18 protein-coding genes, 1 tRNA gene and 1 riboswitch are annotated in these 20,590 nt (G+C 70.5%); of the genes, 8 read left to right on the forward strand and 11 right to left on the reverse strand.

Annotation, left to right across the window (positions count from 1 at the left end; genetic code table 11):
• Positions 1–92: 92 nt before the first annotated feature.
• Positions 93–264: riboswitch (cyclic di-AMP (ydaO/yuaA leader) on the reverse strand.
• A gap of 193 nt (positions 265–457) precedes the next feature.
• Positions 458–3,337 (reverse strand): glycosyl hydrolase family 95 catalytic domain-containing protein, encoded by a 2,880-nt coding sequence (locus tag JEQ17_RS08110; protein WP_200394579.1) that lies wholly within the window; start codon positions 3,335–3,337, stop codon positions 458–460.
• 265 nt (positions 3,338–3,602) lie between these two features.
• Positions 3,603–3,676, reverse strand: a tRNA-Pro gene (locus JEQ17_RS08115).
• Between the two features lie 100 nt (positions 3,677–3,776).
• On the opposite strand from JEQ17_RS08115, the gene JEQ17_RS08120 reads away from it, so the two are divergent.
• The 3 genes from JEQ17_RS08120 (at position 3,777) to JEQ17_RS08130 (ending at position 7,448) form a co-directional block, all read left to right on the forward strand.
• Entirely contained in the window at positions 3,777–4,289 is a 513-nt protein-coding gene (locus JEQ17_RS08120; protein ID WP_200394580.1) for a DUF309 domain-containing protein, read from the forward strand.
• Positions 4,290–4,368: 79 nt separating this feature from the next.
• On the forward strand, positions 4,369–5,139 hold the full coding sequence (cobF, locus tag JEQ17_RS08125) for a precorrin-6A synthase (deacetylating) (protein WP_200394581.1): 771 nt from the start codon (positions 4,369–4,371) through the stop codon (positions 5,137–5,139).
• A 170-nt stretch (positions 5,140–5,309) separates the two neighbouring features.
• Complete coding sequence (locus tag JEQ17_RS08130; RefSeq protein WP_200394582.1) at positions 5,310–7,448, forward strand: MDR family MFS transporter; 2,139 nt, start codon at positions 5,310–5,312, stop codon at positions 7,446–7,448.
• A 29-nt stretch (positions 7,449–7,477) separates the two neighbouring features.
• Here JEQ17_RS08130 and JEQ17_RS08135 read toward each other — a convergent pair whose 3' ends face one another.
• The 3 genes from JEQ17_RS08135 to JEQ17_RS08145 all read right to left on the reverse strand — a co-directional run bounded on the left by JEQ17_RS08135 (position 7,478) and on the right by JEQ17_RS08145 (position 11,068).
• Positions 7,478–8,224, reverse strand: coding sequence for a cobalt-precorrin-6A reductase (locus JEQ17_RS08135; RefSeq protein ID WP_200394583.1), 747 nt, complete (start codon positions 8,222–8,224; stop codon positions 7,478–7,480).
• A gap of 90 nt (positions 8,225–8,314) precedes the next feature.
• Positions 8,315–10,150: a glycoside hydrolase family 15 protein gene (locus tag JEQ17_RS08140; protein WP_200394584.1), complete on the reverse strand. Its 1,836-nt coding sequence runs from the start codon at positions 10,148–10,150 to the stop codon at positions 8,315–8,317.
• A 144-nt stretch (positions 10,151–10,294) separates the two neighbouring features.
• On the reverse strand, positions 10,295–11,068 hold the full coding sequence (locus JEQ17_RS08145; RefSeq protein WP_200394585.1) for a sulfite exporter TauE/SafE family protein: 774 nt from the start codon (positions 11,066–11,068) through the stop codon (positions 10,295–10,297).
• Between the two features lie 152 nt (positions 11,069–11,220).
• Between JEQ17_RS08145 and JEQ17_RS08150 the strand changes: the two genes are divergently transcribed.
• The 5 genes from JEQ17_RS08150 (at position 11,221) to JEQ17_RS08170 (ending at position 14,235) form a co-directional block, all read left to right on the forward strand.
• Entirely contained in the window at positions 11,221–12,030 is an 810-nt protein-coding gene (locus JEQ17_RS08150; RefSeq protein ID WP_200394586.1) for an alpha/beta hydrolase, read from the forward strand.
• Positions 12,031–12,098: 68 nt separating this feature from the next.
• On the forward strand, positions 12,099–12,362 hold the full coding sequence (locus JEQ17_RS08155) for a WhiB family transcriptional regulator (RefSeq protein WP_200394587.1): 264 nt from the start codon (positions 12,099–12,101) through the stop codon (positions 12,360–12,362).
• A gap of 38 nt (positions 12,363–12,400) precedes the next feature.
• On the forward strand, positions 12,401–12,883 hold the full coding sequence (locus tag JEQ17_RS08160; protein ID WP_055612554.1) for a Dps family protein: 483 nt from the start codon (positions 12,401–12,403) through the stop codon (positions 12,881–12,883).
• 85 nt (positions 12,884–12,968) lie between these two features.
• Positions 12,969–13,319 (forward strand): DUF3140 domain-containing protein, encoded by a 351-nt coding sequence (locus tag JEQ17_RS08165; protein WP_200394588.1) that lies wholly within the window; start codon positions 12,969–12,971, stop codon positions 13,317–13,319.
• A gap of 100 nt (positions 13,320–13,419) precedes the next feature.
• Positions 13,420–14,235 (forward strand): SAM-dependent methyltransferase, encoded by an 816-nt coding sequence (locus JEQ17_RS08170; protein ID WP_200394589.1) that lies wholly within the window; start codon positions 13,420–13,422, stop codon positions 14,233–14,235.
• A 33-nt stretch (positions 14,236–14,268) separates the two neighbouring features.
• Here JEQ17_RS08170 and JEQ17_RS08175 read toward each other — a convergent pair whose 3' ends face one another.
• Genes JEQ17_RS08175 through JEQ17_RS08200 form a run of 6 tightly spaced genes read right to left on the reverse strand, consistent with a single transcriptional unit; the run spans position 14,269 to position 20,565 of the window.
• The gene (locus JEQ17_RS08175) at positions 14,269–14,958 is read right to left on the reverse strand and encodes an SDR family NAD(P)-dependent oxidoreductase (protein ID WP_200394590.1); all 690 of its coding nucleotides are present in this window, start codon (positions 14,956–14,958) and stop codon (positions 14,269–14,271) included.
• 25 nt (positions 14,959–14,983) lie between these two features.
• The gene (locus JEQ17_RS08180) at positions 14,984–15,883 is read right to left on the reverse strand and encodes a cupin domain-containing protein (RefSeq protein WP_200394591.1); all 900 of its coding nucleotides are present in this window, start codon (positions 15,881–15,883) and stop codon (positions 14,984–14,986) included.
• Complete coding sequence (locus JEQ17_RS08185; RefSeq protein WP_200394592.1) at positions 15,880–17,238, reverse strand: amidohydrolase family protein; 1,359 nt, start codon at positions 17,236–17,238, stop codon at positions 15,880–15,882. Before JEQ17_RS08185 ends, JEQ17_RS08180 begins: the two co-directional genes overlap by 4 nt.
• Positions 17,239–17,267: 29 nt before the next feature.
• Positions 17,268–18,248: an alpha-ketoacid dehydrogenase subunit beta gene (locus JEQ17_RS08190; protein WP_200394593.1), complete on the reverse strand. Its 981-nt coding sequence runs from the start codon at positions 18,246–18,248 to the stop codon at positions 17,268–17,270.
• Entirely contained in the window at positions 18,236–19,231 is a 996-nt protein-coding gene (locus JEQ17_RS08195; protein WP_407700041.1) for a thiamine pyrophosphate-dependent dehydrogenase E1 component subunit alpha, read from the reverse strand. Before JEQ17_RS08195 ends, JEQ17_RS08190 begins: the two co-directional genes overlap by 13 nt.
• Positions 19,228–20,565 carry a M24 family metallopeptidase gene (locus JEQ17_RS08200; RefSeq protein ID WP_200394594.1) on the reverse strand — a complete coding sequence of 446 codons (1,338 nt, stop codon included), beginning with the start codon at positions 20,563–20,565 and terminating at the stop codon, positions 19,228–19,230. Before JEQ17_RS08200 ends, JEQ17_RS08195 begins: the two co-directional genes overlap by 4 nt.
• Positions 20,566–20,590 lie beyond the last annotated feature (25 nt).

Genomic DNA, 20,590 nt, shown 5'->3' on the forward strand with positions numbered 1-20,590 from the left:
GGTGGCGGCCGCCGTCGCGAGGGCGGGCCGGGGTATACCCGGGAGGTTGCTGCCTCCGGGGCGCGGGGTTCGTTCCGGCGCGATGGGAGCCGTACTCCTTCCGTGCTCCGCCTACCGAGTTAGCTGTCGGGTTCGGGCGAGGAATCCGGAAGGTATGCCCTACGGCCCTTGCCCTGTCGGGCGGTTGGGCCGATTCACCCCAAAGTTCGGTGGGTCCCCGGTTCCGGTTGCCGCGAGGGCCACCGGATTCGGCGGAGGCCGCGCGACCCGGCGAGGTTCACCGGAGGGAGTCGTGCGTCCTGTCGGTCAACTTAGCCAACATGTGCACCTCGTGTGAAGATTGAAGGGCGAAGTGTCCGATATATAACTGTGACCTTCGTCGTACCGGGTCGAGACATCGCCGGACTTCGGCGACTTCTCACGGTTCACCACTCCCCCTCTGCTCCCGCTGCTTCCGCTACTCCTCCAGTGAGAGGGCGAAAACGTGGGCCCTGGCCGGCCCCGAAGGCGCGGTCAGCGTGATCGCGGTGAGCTGCTTGCTCGCGTCGAGCTCGATCACCTGGTGGAAGACGGCCGCCTTGGTGGCCAACGGCCCGGTGCGCGCGTGGATCTGACCGGTGATCACGGCTTCGGTCTCGCCGAACTCGGGGCCGGAAGCCAGCCAGTTGGTGAGCGCGATCGGCGCGGCCTCGCTCGTTCCGTCGGCGTACCGGACCACCGAGGGGACGGTCACGGCCGCCGAGTCGCCCGCGCCGAGCACGTGCAGCTTCGTGAACGCACGCTGCGCGCCCTGCGGGACGGCGATCTCCTGCCCGGCCGCCACGAGGTTGTTGTTCGTTCCCTCACTGCCGTTGGTGAAGAGGAAGCCGATCCCGTTGTCCGTGGTCTGCCCGGTCTGCGGGAGTTGGGCCATGGGGTACGTACGGCCGGCGCCGTCGAAGTCCCCGTCGCCGTAGTACATCTCTGTGGTGATGCCGTCGTTGTCGAAGTGTCCGGTGAGATCGAGCTGGGTGACGGTTCCGCTCTGCGGCGGTTCCGGCAGCCCCCATGGATCGGCGGGCACGGTCATCTTCACCGGGGCGATCCGCAGGTCGGGCCGTGAGCCGGCCGGGTGGATCACCGCCTCCGCGTCGCGCGCCAGGTCCAGTTCGACCACGCCCTTGCCCAGGTCGCGCCAGGCGGGTGCGGGGCCACCGACTCCGGAGACCGTGAGCCGCCCGCGCAGGGAGTGACGTATCCGGCACGGCTCCCCGGCGAGACTGCGTACCCGCACCCATCGGGTGGCACCGCCCCGGCGGACGGCGCTGACCAGGAACGCGCCCTGGGTGCGGAAGTCGTGCAGTGTGACGTCCCGCCAGACACCCGGGACGGCCGGGAAGACACGGATCGTGTCGCCCCAGCTCTGGCAGAGCATGTCGTGCAGGCTCTGCGCGGCGGACAGCGGTGTCTCGATGACCGGACCCGCCTCGTAGTACATGGTGTTGGGCTGTACGAACCGGTCGACCAGCTCCCTTAAATAGGTGAGCGAGTCGTCGCCCCGGCCCATCTGGGCGGTGATCGAGGCGGCGCCGGTGAAGCTGTAGCCGCGCAGGGCGCCCTCGAAGCCGATCCAGTGCTTCAGCGACCGTTCGATCAGGTCGCGGTGTTCGGGCTGCTCCCAGTTGACGAGGCAGAGCGGGTAGACGGAGAGCATGTGGGAGTAGTGGCGGTGGGACTTGGCGAAGGGGACGCCTGCTCCGACCATGAAACCGTTCTCGTCCACCGGGGGGTCGGTCAGCTTCTCCAGCACCTCGCGCCACTTGGGCGCCAACTCGTCCGGTACGCCGAGCAGGTCGGTGGTCTCCAGCAGGGTCTTGCAACTCCAACGCAGCAGCGCCAGGTCGTAGTTGCAGTCGGGGGCGTTGCCGTACTCGGGCGAGTGGGTCGGTGGCAGATGCAGCCGGCCGTCGTCACCCTCGTACAGGAAGTGCAGGTAGTAGTTGGTGCTTCGGCGCAGCAGGGGGTACAGGACGTCCTCCAGGAGGCCCCGGTCCATGGTGTGCCGGTAGGTCAGCCAGACGTTGTGCAGTGCCCAGGGCAGGTTGCCGAGCTCCGGGTTGGCGCCGACGCCGGGGACGGCGACGGTGCCGCTGGTGTCGCAGGTGGCGTCGGTGGCGCGGCGCAGGCCCGCCGAGTCGGACCGGTACTCGGGGCGCAGGCCGCCGATGAGTGTGTCGGTGTTCTCGGCGAGGGTGCGCGGGACGGCGTCCAGCTCAAGGTGGTTGGAGCCGTGCACCGCCCAGTACTCCAGCTGGACGTTGAGGTTCCACCACACTGCGGGCCAGGGCGTGGACTCCAGCCAGGGCCCGGTGGTCGCCATGATCGGCGCGTCCTCGCGGGCCGCGGAGGCGAGTTTGTAGAGCTGGATCCAGTAGAAGCTCTGCAGCATCTCGTCGGGGACGGAGAGGAAGCTCTTGCGGTAGAAGCGGTGCCACCACGCGCGGTGGGTGCGCAGCAGGCTGGAGACGGGCAGCGCGGACGCCTTGCGGACCGCCGATCTCGCCCGTCCCTCGGCGTCGGTGCCGGGATGGGAGTGGGCGACGGCCAGGACGTACGAGCGTTCGTCGCCGTGTCGGCGCTCCCGGTGGACGGTGACGGTCCGGCCGCCCGCGACCAGTGACTGCACGACGACGCCCGTGCCGTCCGGCTCGCGTGTGGCCACCGGAGCGGGGTTGGGCTCCAGGCCCGCCGGAGGGTCCTCCCGGACGATGCGCGGGCTGACGGCGGGCGAGGGGACGAACTCCCAGCGGAAGTCGCGCTCGCCCGCGCTCGCGCGTGCGGTGACGAGCAGCAGCGTCCGGTCGTTGTGGACCAGCGCGCGCAGGGCGATGGTGCCCTTGTCCGTGGTGACCGTTCCGCCGACCTCGGCGTTCCACAGGTCCAGGCGCAGGTCGGCGCCGGTGATGGCGCCGACGGGGTGCAGACGGAGATTGCCGACCGGGAGGCGGGCCACGCCCCAGTTGTGGCCGAACTCCGGCCGGTGGTCCTGCACTTCGCTGTGGTGCACGGTGAAGCGCAGGACGTTGGTGCCGGGTTCCTGGTGGACGATCGAGCCGAGCAGACCGTTGCCGAGGAACGGCCCCTCGTACCAGGCGCGCGGCATTCGCTTCCAGCGCGGGTCCTGCCCGGCGAGGAAGTCCCGCCATTCGCGGTCGGTACGCATACCGGTGAGGGCCACGGGGCCGACGACCGGGCCCGGCAGCGCCGCCGCCGGTTCCGCGACACCCATCCCGGTCGCCGCTCCGCCGGCCGCGCTCGCGGCGACGCTGCCCAGGAACCCCCGCCTGCTGACACCCATCATCGATCTCCCGTCAGATTGATCCGATGACTCGGTTAAACGGGAGGGTAGGAAGCGACTATTGATGCGTCAATGGCGCCGACGCACTCGGTTTTCATCCGATGACTGACTCGCACGGGAACCCACACAGCAACCCATACGACAACCCATGCGGGATTCGCCCGGTCGTCGGGACGCCTGCGCGGAGACCGCGGGACATCGTCACCCGCCGCACAAACGCATCCAGCGGGCCCGCCGTTGTCGGCAGACCCGCTGTTCGATGCTGTCGGGACGACAGGATTTGAACCTGCGACCCCTTGACCCCCAGTCAAGTGCGCTACCAAGCTGCGCCACGTCCCGATGCGCTTCGTCGCGGTGAACCGCGTGATCGCGCAGACAGAACACTACCCCACACCCGGGGCTGCTTCGAAGGTGGCGTGGGGCGAGGGACAATCGGTGCATGAGCAGTGCTTCTGACGACAGGCGGGACCGGGACGCCGAAGGGCGGGCGCGCAACGCGCGGCCCCGGGACGGGCTCGGGCGGCCCCTGCCGTACGGGACCGACGGGGTGGAGCGGCAGCCCGAAGGGGTGGTGCGCGCGCCCGAGGACACGGTCACCGAGGCGCAGGCGCTGCTGGCGGCGGGCAAACCGTTCCACGCGCACGAGGTCTTCGAGGACGCGTGGAAGTCGGGCCCCGACGAGGAGCGGGCGCTGTGGCGCGGGCTGGCCCAGCTCGCGGTGGGGCTCACCCACGCGGCCCGGGGGAACGTGACGGGCGGGGCGCGGCTGCTGCTGCGGGGCGCCGGGGCCGTCGAGGAGTGGGGGGCGAAGGCCGAACAGCCGCGGCCGTACGGGCTGGAGCTGGCCGGGCTGGCCGCGTGGGCGCGGGAGTTGGCGGGCACGGTGGAGAAGGACGGGGCGGCCGTGGACGCGGAGGTGTGGGCGCCGCGGCTGCGGGGCGACGGGGCCTGAGGGCGGCCCGGGACCAGGGCCGGCCCACCTCGTCGGACGCGGTGACGGGCCTGTCGGTGGCGTGGGGCAGACTCGGGGTGTGCGAAAGATTCATGTCATCGGCATCGGGGCGGGCGATCCCGACCAACTGACCCTGCAGGCGGTCAAGGCGCTGAGGAGCACGGACGTGTTCTTCATCCTCGACAAGGGCGAGGCCAAGTCGGACCTCGTCCAGTTGCGCCGTGACATTCTCGACGCGCATCTGCCGGACGGGGCGTACCGCCTGGTGGAGGCGCGCGACCCGGAGCGGGACCGGGCCGCCGGGGGCGCGGGCTACTCCCCCGCCGTCGGCGACTGGCGCAGTGCCCGCGCCGACATCTACGAGCGGCTGATCACCGAGGAGCTGGGCGAGGACGAGAGCGGGGCGTTCCTCGTCTGGGGCGACCCCTCCTTGTACGACAGCACGCTGGGGATTCTGGAGGAGATCCTCGACCGGGGCGCGGTCTCCTTCGAACACGACGTGGTGCCGGGCATCAGCAGCGTCTCGGCGCTGGTCGCCCGCCACCGCACGGGGCTCAACCGCGTGGCCCGGCCCGTCCAGATCACCACGGGCCGCCGGCTCGCCCAGGGCTTCCCGGAGGACGTCGACGACGTGGTGGTCATGCTCGACGCCCACCAGGCCTTCCAGCGGTACGCCGACCAGGACATCGACATCTACTGGGGCGCCTACATCGGCACGCCCGACGAGATCCTGGCCTCCGGCCCACTCGCGGAGACGGCCCCACGCATCGCCGAACTGCGCGAGCGGGCCCGCGACCGCAAGGGCTGGATCATGGACACCTACCTGCTGCGCAGACGCCCCCGGGACTGAACGGGTCCGGCAGCGCGCCCCAAAGGGGCGCGGGGAACTGCGCGACCGGCCACGGCGGACCCGCGGTCGAAGCACGGACCTTCCGACGGAGCGTTCAGGGGCGCGGGGTGCCCCTGAACGCTCCGCACCACCCCCGCGGCAGCGCCCCGCACCCGTGCGGACGGCCCCGCATGCACGTGCCACCACCCGGTGTGAAGCTGACGGATGTGACGACCACCGACACCGCCGAGCCGCCGTCCGAGGCTCAGGAGACCCCCGCGCAGCCGCCCGTGCTGGACAAGCGCCGCCGCAATGTCGTCTTCGTGACGATCATGCTCGGCATGCTGCTGGCCGCGCTGGACCAGACGATCGTCGGCACGGCCCTGCCGACGATCGTGTCGGACCTCGGCGGTGCGGAGCACATGTCGTGGGTGGTCACCAGCTATCTGCTGGCGGAGACCGTCGCGACGGTGCTGGTCGGCAAGTTCGGTGACCTGTTCGGCCGCAAGCTGGTCTTCCAGGCGTCGGCGATCATCTTCATCACCGGCTCGTTCCTGTGCGGCCTCGCCTCGAACATGACGCTGCTGATCGTCTGGCGGGGCATGCAGGGCATCGGCGCGGGCGGTCTGATGGTCACCGCGATGGCTCTGATCGCCGATGTGATCCCGCTGCGGGAGCGCGGGAAGTACCAGGGCGCCATCGGTGCCGTCTTCGGTGTCGCCACCGTCATCGGCCCCCTGCTCGGCGGGCTCTTCACCGACCATCTCACCTGGCGCTGGTGCTTCTACGTCAACGTCCCGATCGCGATCCTCGTCGTCGTGGCCGCGGCCCGCACGATCCCGGTGGTGAAATCGGCCTCCCGCCCGGTCATCGACTACCTGGGCATCGCCTTCGTGGCCATCGGCGCCAGCGCCCTGATCCTGGCGACGAGCTGGGGCGGCAACGAGTACGCCTGGGGCTCGCCGGTCATCATCGGCCTCTTCGCGGGTGGCGTCGTCGCCCTCGCGGCCTTCTGCTGGGCGGAGACACGCGCGGACCAACCGATGCTGCCGATGCGGCTGTTCGGCAACCCCGTCTTCACGGTCTGCTCGATCCTCAGCTTCATCGTGGGCTTCGCGATGCTCGGCGCGATGACGTTCCTGCCGACGTTCCTGCAGTACGTGGACGGCGACTCGGCCACGGTCTCCGGCGTCCGCACCCTGCCCATGGTCATCGGGCTGCTCATCGCGTCGGTGTTCAGCGGCAACGTCGTCAGCAAGACCGGCCACTACCGCGTCTTCCCCATCGTCGGGTCCCTGGTCATGGGCATCGGCCTGTTTCTGCTCTCCCTGATGGGCCCCGGCACCAACACCTGGCTCGCGTCGTTCTACATGTTCGTCCTGGGCACCGGGATCGGTCTGTGCATGCAGGTGCTCACCATCGCCGTGCAGAACACCGTCGAGTACACCGACCTGGGCACCGCGACGTCCGGAGTGACCTTCTTCCGTACGCTGGGCAGCTCGTTCGGCACCGCGGTGTTCGGCACGATCTACACGAACACGCTTACGCCCCAGCTCAAGGACGGTGTCGCGGAGGCGGCCCGGACGAGCGGGACCGACCCCGCGACCCTCATGAAGGCCGCGTCCAGCCCTGAGGGGCTGGACGGACTGCCGTCGGCGACCGCCGCGCCCATCGTGGAGGCGTACGCCGACACGCTCCAGACCGTCTTCCTGTGGACCGTGCCGGTGACGCTGATCGGTTTCGTGGTCGCGCTGTTCCTCAAGCAGGTGGAGCTGCGCGACAGCGCCCGGATGGGGTCCACGGATCTGGGCGAGGGCTTCGGGACCCCCTCCTCGGCCGACAACCAGCGGCGTCTGGAGGCCGTGGTCGGAAAGATCATCGGCGGTACGAGTCCTGACGCCATGCGCCGGCTCGTCACCGAGTCCGACACCCGTCTCGACATCGCGGGCGCCTGGGCCGTGATGCAGGTCGAGCTGTTCACCCGGATGGTCGGCCACGCGAGCCTCGGCCTGATCGCCGCCCGCCGCCGCATGCCTCCGGAGGTCCTGGTCCCGGTCTTCCAGCGCATGGTCGACGAGGGCTACCTCACGCGCGACGGCACCCTCTTCTCCCACACCGAGGCGGGCGACCGCGAGGCCCACGTCATCGGCGAGGCCTTGTCCACCGCGCTCGCCGAACGCGTCGAACAGGACGTCGGCCGCCCCTCCGGCGCGGACCTCCGCGCCGCCGTCGACACCATCGCCAAGCGTCTCCTGGTCGAGGACCTCACCAACGACATCCTGACGGAGAACCGCCCCAAGTCCCTGGCGACGGCCGCGAAGGAAAGCTGACGAGCACGCCGCCCGGGCGGCCCTGGGCTCTACCCTTCCCCGAAGCCCAGCCGGGCCAGCACCGACGCCACATCCGGTTCGGCCCGTACGCCCTCAGGGAGGGGCGGGCGGTGTACGACCACGACCGGCAGTCCCAGTGCGCGGGCGGCCGTCAGTTTGGCCGAGGTGGCCGAGCCGCCGCTGTCCTTGGTGACCAGGACGTCGATGAGGTGGTCGCGCAGGAGGGCCGTTTCGGACTCCACCGTGAACGGGCCGCGCGCCAGCAGGACTTCCGTGTGGCGCGGCATCGGCGGCTCGGGGGGTTCCACCGAGCGTACGAGGTAGTGCAGTCCGGGCTCCCGGGCGAAGGCCGCGAGGCCCAGGCGGCCCGTCGTGAGGAAGACACGCCGGCCCAGGGGCGGGAGCAGGGCGGCGGCTTCGGCGAGGGACGCCGCCGGGTGCCAGCGGTCGCCGGGGACGGGGACCCAGCCCGGGCGGCGCAGGACGACGGCCCGGACTCCGGTGGCCGCCGCGGCCCGTGCCGCGTTCTCGGTGATGCCCGTCGCGAAGGGGTGCGTGGCGTCGACGACGGCGTCCACGTGCTCGGCCCGCAGCCACTCCGCCAGGCCGTCAGCCCCGCCGAAACCCCCGACGCGTACCTCCCCGTCCAGGGCCCCCGGCCGGGACACGCGGCCCGCGAGCGACGTGGTCACGCGCACGCCGGGGCGGGTCGCGAGCGACGCGGCCAGTTCGCGCGCCTCGGTGGTCCCGCCGAGGACCAGGACATGCGGGGACATGGCATCGAGCGTACGGGGCCGGGCTCCTTCGCCGGACTGACGGTCCCGCGGTGTGACGGTCCGCCGGTCCGGCGTCCCTGGCGGGCTCGGTCAGCCCAGGGCCCGGTCCAGGTTGAACGCCGCGCTGATCAGGGAGAGATGGGTGAAGGCCTGCGGGAAATTGCCCTGCTGTTCGCCGGTGTGGCTGATCTCCTCGGCGTACAGGCCGAGGTGGTTGGCGTAGGTGAGCATCTTCTCGAAGGCCAGCCGGGCCTCGTCGAGCCGGCCGGCCCGGGTCAGGGCCTCGACGTACCAGAAGGAGCAGATCGAGAAGGTGCCCTCCTCGCCGCGCAGGCCGTCGGGGCTCGCGTTCGGGTCGTAGCGGTAGACCAGCGAGTCGGAGACCAGGTCCTCGGTGAGCGCGTCGAGGGTGGAGAGCCACTTCGGGTCGGTGGGCGAGATGAACTTGGCCAGGGGCATCATCAGCACCGCGGCGTCCAGGACGTCGTCGTCCTCGTGCTGGACGAACGCCTGGCGCGCCGGTGACCAGCAGCGCTTCATGATCCGCCGGTAGATCGTGTCGCGGGCGTCGCGCCAGCGCACGATGTCCGCGGGCAGACCCCTGCGGGTGGCCAGCCTGATGGCCCGCTCGATCGCCACCCAGCACATGAGCCGGGAGTAGAGGAAGTTCTTGCGGCCGCCGCGGGTCTCCCAGACGCCCTCGTCGGGCTGGTCCCAGTGTTCGCAGACCCAGTCGACCAGTCCGCAGATGTCGTCCCACTGATCGCTGGAGATCGGCTGGGCCCACTTGTCGTAGAGGTAGACCGAGTCGATGAGCGCGCCGTAGATGTCGAGCTGGAGCTGGTCGGACGCCGCGTTGCCCACCCGGACCGGCGCGGAGCCCTGGTACCCCTCCAGGTGGGGCAGTTCCCGCTCGGGCAGGTCGGTGCGGCCGTCGATGCCGTACATGATCTGCAGTGGGCCCCCGGGGAGGCCGTCGCCCGGGGTGATGTACTTGGCCGCGAAGGCCATGAAGGACTCGGCCTCGCTGGTGAAACCGAGCCTCAGCAGCGCGTACACACAGAAGGCGGCGTCGCGCACCCACACGTACCGGTAGTCCCAGTTGCGCTCGCCGCCGAGTTGTTCGGGCAGGCTGGTCGTGGCCGCGGCGACGATCGCACCGGTCGGCGCGTAGGTGAGCAGCTTGAGGGTCAGCGCGGAGCGGTGCACCATCTCCCGCCACCGGCCACGGTACTGGGAGGCGGTCAGCCATTGCCGCCAGAAGGCCACCGTGGCGGCGAACAGCTCCTCGGCCTCGGCGCGCGGGCAGCGGCGGGGCGCGATGTCGCCGCTGACCTGGTCGAGGGCGAACACCGCGGACTCGCCCTCCTGGAGCTTGAAGTCCACTCGCGCGTCGAGCCCGTCGCATTCGAGGGGCTCCGTGGCGGTCAGCGCGAGGGACAGGTCCGCCGACTCGAAGACCACCATGTCGTCGTGCATCCGTGCGGTGTGCGGCCGGGCTCCGTACTCGAACCGGGGGGCCACCCGCGCGCGGAAGGGAATCGAGCCTCGTACGCACAGCACTCGGCGGATGAGCCGGTGCCGGTCCGCCTCGGTCTTGTCGCCGTCCACCGGCATGAAGTCCTGGATCTCGCCCACCCCGTCCTCGGTGAAGAACCGGGTGACCAGGACGTTGGTGTCGGGGAAGTAGAACTGCTTGGTCCGGGCCGGCACGGCGGCCGCCAGCTCGAAGGAGCCGCCCCGGTCGGCGTCGAGGATGGAGGCGAAGACGCTCGGGGCGTCGAAGGACGGACAGCAGTACCAGTCGATCGTGCCGTTCGTGCCCACCAGGGCCACGCTGCGCAGATCGCCGATCAGGCCGTGCTCGGCGATCGGCAGATAGCGGGCGGATGCCGGTGGATCCTGGTGACCGGACGCCTCGGACATGGCCGCAGCCTCCCTGCCCCGGGAACACACTGACGCTTCCCAGCGTAGACGCTCCGCTGGATTTGCGGTTCGTGTTTTGCCGCGAGCCGGTGAGGGCTGGTCGCGCAGTTCCCCGCGCCCCTTACGGGGCTCGGGGATGCGGCATCAGCGCAGGAGCAGCTGTGCTCCGCCCACCACCGTCGCCGCGATCACCAGCTGTTCGAACAGTCGCTGATTGATCTTGTTGACGGCCCATTTCCCGATGAGCGCCCCCGGTACGACGAAGGCGGCGAGCGCGGCGTCCAGCAGCAGCGAGTTGCCGTCGATCAGGCCGAGGCCGACGCTGAAGGGGACCTTGGACACGTTGACGATCAGGAAGAAGAAGGCGGAGGTCCCCAGGAAGCCGAGCTTCCGGAAGCCCGCGGAGAGCAGGTACATCGACATCACCGGGCCGCCCGCGTTGGCGACCATCGTGGTGAAGCCGCCCAGGACGCCGTACGAACGTGCCTTGATGCGGCCGGTGCGCGAGGCCAGTGAGTCGGGTTCCTCCTCCGCCTCGGCCCTGTGGCGGCGCCAGACGGTGACCCCGGCCATCAGCAGCAGGATCGCGCCGATGGACGTCCGTACGACCTGGTCGTCGGCCCACATCAGGAACACCGTGCCGACGACGACTCCCGCGGCGACCGCCGGGAAGAGTTTCCACAGCGTCGGCCAGTGTGCGTGCCGCCGGTAGGTGAGCACGGCGAGCACGTCGCCGACGATGAGAATCGGCAGCAGGACTCCGGTCGACGCCCGGGCGGGCAGGACGGCCGCGAAGATGGCGAGGCTGACCGTGTTGGCGCCGCTGACGGCTGTCTTGGAGAAGCCGACGAGCAGGGCCGCGGCGGCGAGTGCGGCGAACTCCCACAGGGATATGTGCCAGAGCGTCATCGTGTTCATGCGGGGACCGATGCTATGCCCACGTATCCGGTCGCGTCAGGACCGTCTCGACAGGTGGCCCCTGCCTCCGGCGCCGGTCGCGCGGTATGGACCGCTCCCTCGCCCCCTGGAAAGATCGCTCCCGACCCTTCGCCGACGCCGATGGAGGACCCATGGCCGACTCCCGCGAGCACACCCTCACGGGCACCCGGGGCACGATCACCGCACGCGAGTGGCCACGGGAGCGGCCCCGGTACGTGGCCTTGCTGGTGCACGGCTACGGGGAGCACATCGGACGATACGGGTACGTGGCCGACGTACTGCACGGGCACGGCGCGGCCGTGTTCGGCCCCGACCACATGGGGCACGGCAGGTCGGCGGGCGAGCGCGTGCTGGTCGAGGACTTCGAGGACGTGGTGAGCGACGTCCACGCGGTGGAGCGGCTGGCCCGGGCCGCCCATCCGGGTGTGCCTGTCGTGCTGATCGGTCACTCGATGGGCGGCCTGATCGCCGCGCGACACGCCCAGCGGTACGGAGAGGGCCTGGCCGCGCTCGTCCTCTCCGGGCCGGTCATCGGCGGCTGGGACCTGCTGCCCCAGCTGCTCGCGCTCGACCCGCTGCCCGACATCCCCATCGACCCGACCACGCTCTCGCGCGACCCGTCGGTCGGCGAGGCGTACGCGGCGGATCCGCTGGTCTGGCACGGACCGTTCAAGCGCCCGACCCTGGAGGCGTTCGTACGCACTCTGGAGACCATCGCCAAGAGCGGTGACGTGGGGGCACTGCCGCTGCTGTGGCTGCACGGGGACGACGACCGGATCGTGCCGCTGCCCGCCAGCCGCGCGGGCATCGAGGAGCTGCGCGGGGCCGACTGGACCGAGCGTGTGTACGCGGGCGCTCAGCACGAGGTGTTCAACGAGACGAACAAGGACACGGTCCTCGCGGACGTGACCGCCTTCGTGGACCGGGTCCTCGCGAACTGAGGGCGGACGGGCCCCGCGGCCGCGGAATCGGGTGTTTTCGGTGATCCGCCCTGGGCACCCGGCCCCTCATGGAGTGGTTGCGGCGAGCGGCCTGCGCGGAGGAGGACCCGGAACTGTTCTTCCCCGTGGGAACGGTCGGCCCCGCGCGGCAGGACATCGCCGCCGCCAAGCGCGTCTGCGCCCGTTGCCCGGTCGTCGGCCAGTGCCTCGCGTGGGCGCTCTCCACCGGACAGACCTCCGGTGTGTGGGGTGGCACGGGCGAGGAAGAGCGCGCCGCGCTGCTCCGCATGGTTCGCCGTCGACAAGCGTCGCAAGCATCGCGAAAGCCGTAAACGTCGTAAACGTCGTAAACGTCAAGGAGAAACGCACCATGACCGTGGTGAAGAGCACCCTGTCCGAGTCTGCTCGTCAGGTCGTCGGGGAGGCCCTGCAGGGCACTCTGGTGGATCTGCTCGGGCTCTCGCTCATCGGCAAGCAGGCCCACTGGAACATCGTGGGCCCTCGCTTCCGCTCGATCCATCTGCAGCTCGACGAGGTCGTGGACACGGCCCGTACGTACGCCGACACCGTGGCCGAGCGCGCGGCGACGCTCGGTGTGCCGCCCGACGGCCGGCCCGAGACCGTCGCGACGACGGCCGCCCCGCAGGGCCCGAAGGAGGGCTGGGTCCAGGACACCGAGGTCGTCGGCGTGCTCGTCGAGGCACTGGAGACGACCATAGGGCTGCTCCGGGAGCGGATCACCGCGACGGCCGAGCCCGACCCGGTCACCCAGGACCTGCTGATCGGTCTGACGGCGGAGCTGGAGAAGCACCGCTGGATGTTCCAGGCCGAGGACTGGCCGCGGCGAGCCTGAGGTTCGCGGGCGTGCGCGGCGCCACGAGAAGCGCACGCGGGCCACGTAGTAGTCAGGGCAGGCGCACGATCGAAAGGGGTACGTCATGACCGACGCCCTCGAACTCGACGCGCTGTGGGACGAGTTCCACCGCGCGGTGAACATGACCTCGCAGGAGCTGGCCGCGTGGCTGCGGGTGAGCGACGCCTCTGAGGAGACGGAACCGCTGCCGGAGCACGCGGGTTCGCCCACCGGGCAGCATGTGCTGGCCATCCTCCAGAAGCGCCGCACCGACCTCACCGAGGACGACCTCGACGTGATGTACGAGGTCGTGGACACCGTCACGGCCGAGACGGCCCCGGAGGGCGAACCGTTGGCGGGTCCTGGGGCCGAGGAGACACAGCGCCGTCATCGGCTGATGGCGTTGGGGCACGATCCGCTCAAACCGCCCTCCTAGAGCGGCGGGCTCTCCCTCGCAGAGCCCGGTGAAAGGCATTCGAAGATCCGGTAAGCGGTGGCACACTGCTCGCACACATCGATGAGCCGAGGAGCGCCGTATGACGGGGACAGAGCCTTCCGCGCACCGGATCGACACGAGCAGGCCGCATCCTGCACGGGTGTACGACTGGCTCATCGGCGGCAAGGACAACTACCCGGTCGACGAGCAACTGGGCCTTCAAATGCTGGCGTTGGAGCCGCACGCCAAGCACTCCGCGCTCAACAACCGCTGGTTCATGCACCGCGCCACGCGGTGGCTGGTCCAGGAGGCGGGCATCCGTCAGTTCCTCGACATCGGCGCGGGCATCCCGACGGAGCCCAACCTCCACCAGATAGCGCAGGCCGCGGCGCCCGACGCGCGGATCGTGTACGTCGACAACGACCCGATCGTGCTGGCCCATGCCGCGGCGCTGCTGCACGGCACTCCCGAGGGCGCCACGGAGTACATCCAGGCGGATGTGCGCGACACGGGCAAGATCCTGGAACAGGCGGGGGCCGTCCTCGACTTCGACCGGCCCGTCGCGCTGTCGCTGGTCGCGCTGCTGCACTTCGTCGCCGACGAGGACGGGGCGTACGAACTGGTGGGCAGTCTGGTCGAGGCGCTGCCGCCCGGCAGTTGTGTCGTGCTGTCGATGATCACCGGGGACTACGATCCGGAGAACATGGACCGGGCCGTACGGTCGTACGCGGCGGGCGGCGTCACGCTCGTGGCCCGCTCGCACGCCGAAGTGACCCGCTTCTTCACGGGACTCGAACTGGTCGAACCGGGGGTCGTCCCCCTGCCCGAATGGCATCCGGAACTCGCGGCGGGCGAGCGGCTCAAGGGCGAGGCGCCAGTGCCGCTGTACGCGGGTGTGGGTTTCAAGACATCCTGAGCCGCCTCCTGAGCACCGAGACGGCACCCTTGCTCATCGCAGCAGCCACCCTCCGTCCACGCTCAGGTTGACGCCGTTGACCGCCTCGTTGCGCAGCAGGAAGTCCACCGCGTCCACGACGTCCCGCATGCGCGCGAGCCGTCCCGTGGGTGTCTGGGCGCGGTAGTTCTCCAGCACCTCCGGGGGCTTGCCCGCCCAGAACGGACTGTCGCCGACGATGCCCGGGTGGACGGCGTTGACGCGGATCGGGGCGAGTTCGCTCGCGAGGGTGCGCACCAGGCCCGTGACGCCCGCGTTCACCGTGGCGACGGTCGTGGCGCCCGGGTAGGGCCGTTCCTTGGCCTGCCCGCCGAAGATCACGACGGCGCTCTCCTCGGTCATCCGGGGCAGCAGTGTGTGGACGACCTCGGTGTAGCCGACGAGTTTGAGCGTGACCAGGTGCAGCGCGGCGTCGATGTCGTACTCGGTGACGGTGTTCCGGTCGCGGGAGATACCGGCGAGGACAAGGTGATCCACCCTGCCGACGTCGGCCAGCGCGGCGGCGATCTCCCTGGGCCGGGACAGGTCCAGGGCGAGTCCGCGCGCGCCGATCTCCTTGGCTGCCGTGTCGGCGCGGTGGGCGTCGCGGCCGGTGAGTACGACCTCGTCGCCGAGTTGTGCGCGGGTGCGGGCGATCTCGCGGCCGATGCCGGCCGTGCCGCCGATGACGACAACACTGCTCATGGCCTCTCCCCCGGCAGGTCGCGGCTCATGGTTTCCTCTCCCCCAGCACGTCGCGCAGGTAGTCCCAGTCGCGGGCGAACCGGTAGGAGTGGCGCGAGGGCGGCTGCGGTGCCTGTGTCTCCAGCCAACGCACCAGTCCCGTACCGGCGTTGGTGAAGCTGTGCACGCAACCGGCGCCCGCCCAGGCGGCGTCGCCCACGCCCAGCCGGTACTGCTCGCCGTCGAAGGCGGCGTCCACCGTTCCCTCGACGATCAGATACGTCTCCTCGAAGGGGTGGTCGTGCGCGCCCGCGACGCCGTCGGCCGCGTACTGCACCATGAACATCGTCGAGGCCACCGCGCCCAGGTCGGCGTCCACCATCATCTTCACGGTGATCCCGCTGTAGACGAGCAGCGCGGTGCGCATGCTTGCCGATACGGAGAGCAGGTCCTGGGACTGCTTGCCGGGGTCCATCTGGGCGGCCTCGAAGTGGCCGAAGGAGCGGGTGCGCGGGTCGCGGACGTCGATCCGGACCGGTGCGCGGTCCGGCAGCGCGGGCACCGCCCGGGTGTCGTGTCCGTAGCGTGCCCTCGGCACCGGTGCGAGCATGTCCGCCCAGCGTGCGGCGGTGTCCCCGGCCCCGCGCCAGGCGTGCGGCACACCCGTCGGCAGCAGCCCGTAGTCGCCTTCTTCGAGGAGGTACGAGCCCTCGGGCGTATCGAGGATCACCGTCCCGGAGAGCAGGTGGAAGGACTCCTCGTACGAGTGGACGTGGGCCCCGATCGCCCCGTCCGGCGTCAGTTCGCACACACCGAAGCCCGTGTGTACGGAGCCGTCCTCCTCGCCGACCACGGTCCGCCGGGTGAATCCCGTGCTGGTGTACGGCAGTTGGGGCGGGGCGGCGAACGTGGCGTCCGCCGCCCGCCGGATCACGTGGTGCGTCATGCCTGCTGCTTCCCGCGTGCCTCGGCCGCTGCCGCGAGACGGTCGCGGGACTCCTCGACCAGCCGCCGTGCCCGCCCGACGTCCGCGAGCAGCCTGCCTTCGCGCTTCTGGACGACGCCGTCGACGATGACGGTCTCCACGTTGGAGACGTCCGCGCTCAGCGTCACGGCGGCCACCGGGTCGATGAGCGGCGCGACGTTGAGCGCGGTCGCGTCGATCGCGACGACGTCGGCGCGCTTGCCGGGGGTCAGTGAACCGGTGCGGTGCTCAAGTCCCGCGACATGCGCGCCGTTGACCGTCGCGATCTCCAGCATCTGACGTGCCGTCAACATCGTTTCGGGTACGGGGATGTCGGCCTGCCAGCACTCGGCGTTCACGCGTGCCCGCTCGGCGCCGAAGGCCGCTCGGATCTGGGTGAACATGTCGCCGGGCACGGTTGTGACCACGTCGATGCTCAGGGACGGCCGCAGTCCGTGTTCGATGGCCTTCATCACGGGCGGCCAGCCGTGCCCCATCTGGGTCTCCACCTGCGGTGCGATGGAGACCGTGCCGCCGCTGTCGGCGACCATCCGCCACTCCTCCTCGCTGAAGTAGCAGCAGTGCACATAGGTGGTGTCGGAGCCGAGCAACCCCAGGTCGTGCAACTGCTTGACCATTCCGAAGCGGCCGGCGAGCCGTCCCATGCCGACGTGCACGGTGATGGGGATGCCCAGCTCGCGGGCGAGGCGCCATTCGGCCTCGACTACGTCGTTGATACAGAAGCCGGGGCCCCGGGTGGCGAGGCCCATGGTCAACAGCCCGTCGTCGGAGGCGAAGTGACGCTCCCTCACCCTTCGTACGTCGTCCCCGGGGATCGCGATCTTGCTCTCGTACCAGTAGTCGGCGAGCGAGGTGTTGGCGCTGCCGTACGCGTACTGGGCGCGGATGCCGGTCTCGCCGAGTGCCTGGACGGCGGCGTCCGGATGCTCGGGCGTGTTGTTGATGTGCGACCAGTCGACGAGGGTGGTGATGCCCGCGTTCAGACACTCCAGTGAGCCGGCCAGGTTGCCCGCGTACACGTCCTCGGGTGTGTAGACGGGCGCGAAGGTGTCGAGGACCTCCACGAAGTAGTCGTCGAGGGTGGCGTTGGGCGCGCAGCCGCGGATGGGCGCCTCCCAGGTGTGGCGGTGGGTGTCGACGAAGCCGGGCACGAGGATGCGGCCCGTCATGTCGAGCACCTCGGCGTCCGCGCTGATGTCGCGGTCGACCGCCACGATCTTCCCGTCCTCGATGAGCACGTCGCCGCCGGGCAGGTCCCCGATGTCGGGGTCCATCGAGATCACGTGGCCCGAGCGCAGGAGCATCCGATTCGTCATCGCCCTACTCGCCTCTCTTCTTGCCGAGTTCAGTACGCGGTGAGGTCGCGGACCTTGGTCACGACCTTGTCGACGGTGGGGATCACCTGCTCTTCGAGCGCGTCCGCGAAGGGCAGGGGCACGCATTCGGCAGCGACCCTGCGCACGGGCGCGTCGAGGAGGCCGAATCCCTCGTCGGCGACGACCGAGACGAGCGTGCCGCCCCAGCCGCCCTGGTACGGGTTCTCCTCGACGGTCACGAGCCGCGAGGTCCTCGCGAGGGAGTCGAGCACGGTCCGGGTGTCGAGCGGCACCAGACAGCGCAGGTCGATCACCTCCGCCTCGATGCCCTCCTCGGCCAGCCGTTCGGCGGCGGTGAGCGCCACCGGCACCATCGAGGCGAGGGCCACGAGCGTGACGTCGGCGCCCTCGCGCACGACGGCCGCCCGTCCCAGCTCGACGACGTGGTCCGGCGGCGCGGGCGCTCCCTTGGCCGCGAGCAGTCCCTTGTGTTCGAAGAAGACCACTGGATCGTCGCTGCGGATGGCGGCCGCCATCATGCCGATCACGTCGGCGGGTGTGGCCGGTGCCGCGATCTTCAGTCCGGGGACGGTCAGCGCCCAGTTCTCGGTGGCCTGCGAGTGCTGCGCGCCGAAGCCGAGGCCGCCGCCGTTGGCCGTACGGACCACGAGCGGCACGGTGACCTGACCGCCCGTCATGTACCGCACCTTGGGTATCTCGTTGGCGAGGTAGTCCCAGCAACAGGCGAGGAAGTCGGAGAACATGATCTCGGCGACAGGTCGCATGCCGGTCATCGCGGCGCCCATCGCGGCCCCGACGATGGCCTGTTCGGAGATCGGCGTGTCCCACACCCGCCCGGACCCGAACTCCTCGTACAGCCCGGCGGTCGTCTTGAACACCCCGCCCGCCGCGCCGATGTCCTCGCCGAGGCACACCACCGCCGGATCGCGCCGCATCTCCCGCGCGATGCCCTCGGCGACCGCCTGCCGGTAGGTGATCACGTCCGCCACGCCGCACCTCCGTCGGCCCATACGTCGGTCAGCGCCTCCCGCGGATCGGGCGCGGGTGCGTTCTTCGCCGCCTCGACCGCCTTCTGTACGAGGCCGGTCGCGCGCTCGTCGGCCTCGGTGACCGTCTCGGCGGGCACCCCGAGTTCGGCGAGGCGGCCGCGTGCCACGTCCAGCGGGTCGTGCTTGAGCCAGCGCTCGACCTCCTCCGCCGGGCGGTACGTCGCCGGGTCGGCGCGGCTGTGGCCGAAGTGCCGGTAGGTCTGCGCCTCCAGCAGGCTGGGCCCGTCTCCTGCCCGGGCCCGGCCCGCGAGGCGGGTCACCGCCTCCTGGACGGCGACCACGTCGTTGCCGTCGACGATCTCGCCGGGGATGCCGTAGGCGGGCGCCCGGTCGGCCGCGGGGTTGGCCACCGCGGTCACGTCGGCGATCGGGGTGTACTCCATGTACAGGTTGTTCTCGCAGACGAACAGCACGGGCAGCTTCCACACGGCGGCGAGGTTGAGCGCCTCGTGGAACGCGCCGATGTTGGTCGCGCCGTCGCCGAAGAAGGCCACGGCGATCTGTTCGGTGCCGCGCAGCCGGGCCGACCAGGCGGCGCCGACTGCCATGGGGAGATGGGCGCCGACGATCGCGTACGAACCGAGCATGTTCCGCGACGCCTTGGTCAGGTGCATCGAGCCGCCCTTGGCCCCGCACAGGCCGGTGGCGCGGCTCATCAGTTCGGCGAGGCACTCCTCGGGGGTAGCGCCGCGGGCCAGCGCGTGGTGGTGGCCGCGGTAGGTGGCGAAGACGTAGTCGTCGTCGCGCAGGGCCGCGCTCGCGCCGACGGCGATGGCCTCGTGTCCTGCGGCGAGATGGGTGGTTCCCTTGACGAGGCCGGACATGAACAGGTCGTGGGCGGCCTTCTCCGTACGCCGGATGACGGCCATCTGCTCGTACAGAGCGAGGAGTTGGGACGCCTCCAGGTGAGGGGCGTGCGTCATCGTTCCCCCCTGCCCTCACGGGTGTTGAGGTGGGACTGGGACTCGCGCCGGGTGTTGAGCTCGCCGCCGACGGTCCAGTACTTGCGGCCCGCGACGAGGAGTTCCTCGGCGGGGAACTTGGTGATCACCTCGCACCCGTCGGGCGTGACGACGAGTTCCTCCTCGATGCGCGCCGCCGACCAGCCGTCCGCCGCCGGCCAGTAGGTCTCCAGCGCGAACACCATGCCCTCTTCGAGGACTTCGGGATGGTCGAGCGAGACGAGGCGGCTGAAGATCGGCTTCTCCCAGATGGACAGGCCCACCCCGTGCCCGTACTGCAGCGCGAAGGCGGCCGTCTCGTCCGGGAAGCCGAACTCCTCGGCGCGTGGCCAGACTTGGACGATGTCGGCGGTCGTGGCGCCGGGCCGGACCAGGGAGATGGCCTCGTCCATGTAGGCGCGGCAGCGGATGTACGCGTCGCGCTGCGCGGGCGAGGCGCTGCCGACGGCGAACGTGCGGTAGTAGCAGGTGCGGTAGCCGAGGTGGCTGTGCAGGATGTCGAAGAAGGCGGGGTCGCCGGGCCGGATCAGCCGGTCGCTGTAGACGTGCGGATGCGGTGAACAGCGCTCGCCCGAGATGGCGTTGACGCCTTCGACGTACTCGCTGCCGAGGTCGTAGAGGACCTTGCTGACGAGTCCGACGCACTCGTTCTCGCGTACGCCCGGCCGCAGGTGGGCGTACAGCTCCTCGTAGGCGGCGTCGACCATCGAGCAGGCCTGGGTGAGCAGGGAGATCTCGTCGGGTGTCTTGACGCGGCGGGCCTCCAGGAAGACCTGCTGGCCGTCGACGACGTCGATGCCCTGTTCCTTGAGGGCGTGCAGGACGGGCATCTCGGCGAGATCGACGCCCAACGGCTCACCCGCCAGGCCGTGTTCACGCAGTTCCGCCGCCACCTTCGCCGCGACGTCCGCGCCGATTCCGGCGTCCGGGTGGAAGGCGCCGCGGAGGGTGGAGATGCCCGCGCGGGCGCCGGTGGGCGGGCCTTCCTTGCCGTCGCTGTAGTCGAGCCAGGGGTTGTAGAGCTGGTGGTGGCGGGCGGCCGAGCCGAAGTCCCAGACGATCGGTTCGCCGCCGCGGACGAGCAGCGCGAAGCGGATCAGTTTGTCCATCGCCCAGGTGCCGATGTGGGTGGACGACATGTAGCGGATGTTGGCGAAGTCGAAGCTGAGCAGCGCTCCCAGCTCGGAGCGGTTCAGCGCCTCGTGCAATCGGGCCAGCCGCTGCGTGCGCAGCCGGTCGAGGTCGATGCGCTGTTCCCAGTCGACGGCGTTCGGTCCGAATGTGCGGATTGCCATGACGACCACCACCCTCATCCGGAGT

It is taken from the genome of Streptomyces liliifuscus (assembly GCF_016598615.1).
Taxonomy (GTDB): Bacteria; Actinomycetota; Actinomycetes; order Streptomycetales; family Streptomycetaceae; genus Streptomyces; species Streptomyces liliifuscus.

Bases quoted from the DNA above. Each gene is read 5' to 3' on its own strand.
- JEQ17_RS08140 (WP_200394584.1), bottom strand. From the start codon at position 10,150: ATGTCCGAGGCGTCCGGTCACCAGGATCCACCGGCATCCGCCCGCTAT.
- JEQ17_RS08170 (WP_200394589.1), top strand. From the start codon at position 13,420: ATGACGGGGACAGAGCCTTCCGCGCACCGGATCGACACGAGCAGGCCG.
- JEQ17_RS08120 (WP_200394580.1), top strand. From the start codon at position 3,777: ATGAGCAGTGCTTCTGACGACAGGCGGGACCGGGACGCCGAAGGGCGG.
- JEQ17_RS08185 (WP_200394592.1), bottom strand. From the start codon at position 17,238: ATGACGAATCGGATGCTCCTGCGCTCGGGCCACGTGATCTCGATGGAC.
- JEQ17_RS08175 (WP_200394590.1), bottom strand. From the start codon at position 14,958: ATGAGCAGTGTTGTCGTCATCGGCGGCACGGCCGGCATCGGCCGCGAG.
- JEQ17_RS08180 (WP_200394591.1), bottom strand. From the start codon at position 15,883: ATGACGCACCACGTGATCCGGCGGGCGGCGGACGCCACGTTCGCCGCC.
- JEQ17_RS08150 (WP_200394586.1), top strand. From the start codon at position 11,221: ATGGCCGACTCCCGCGAGCACACCCTCACGGGCACCCGGGGCACGATC.
- JEQ17_RS08195 (WP_407700041.1), bottom strand. From the start codon at position 19,231: ATGACGCACGCCCCTCACCTGGAGGCGTCCCAACTCCTCGCTCTGTAC.
- JEQ17_RS08155 (WP_200394587.1), top strand. From the start codon at position 12,099: ATGGAGTGGTTGCGGCGAGCGGCCTGCGCGGAGGAGGACCCGGAACTG.
- JEQ17_RS08160 (WP_055612554.1), top strand. From the start codon at position 12,401: ATGACCGTGGTGAAGAGCACCCTGTCCGAGTCTGCTCGTCAGGTCGTC.
- JEQ17_RS08200 (WP_200394594.1), bottom strand. From the start codon at position 20,565: ATGGCAATCCGCACATTCGGACCGAACGCCGTCGACTGGGAACAGCGC.
- JEQ17_RS08145 (WP_200394585.1), bottom strand. From the start codon at position 11,068: ATGAACACGATGACGCTCTGGCACATATCCCTGTGGGAGTTCGCCGCA.
- JEQ17_RS08135 (WP_200394583.1), bottom strand. From the start codon at position 8,224: ATGTCCCCGCATGTCCTGGTCCTCGGCGGGACCACCGAGGCGCGCGAA.
- JEQ17_RS08165 (WP_200394588.1), top strand. From the start codon at position 12,969: ATGACCGACGCCCTCGAACTCGACGCGCTGTGGGACGAGTTCCACCGC.
- JEQ17_RS08110 (WP_200394579.1), bottom strand. From the start codon at position 3,337: ATGGGTGTCAGCAGGCGGGGGTTCCTGGGCAGCGTCGCCGCGAGCGCG.
- JEQ17_RS08130 (WP_200394582.1), top strand. From the start codon at position 5,310: ATGCACGTGCCACCACCCGGTGTGAAGCTGACGGATGTGACGACCACC.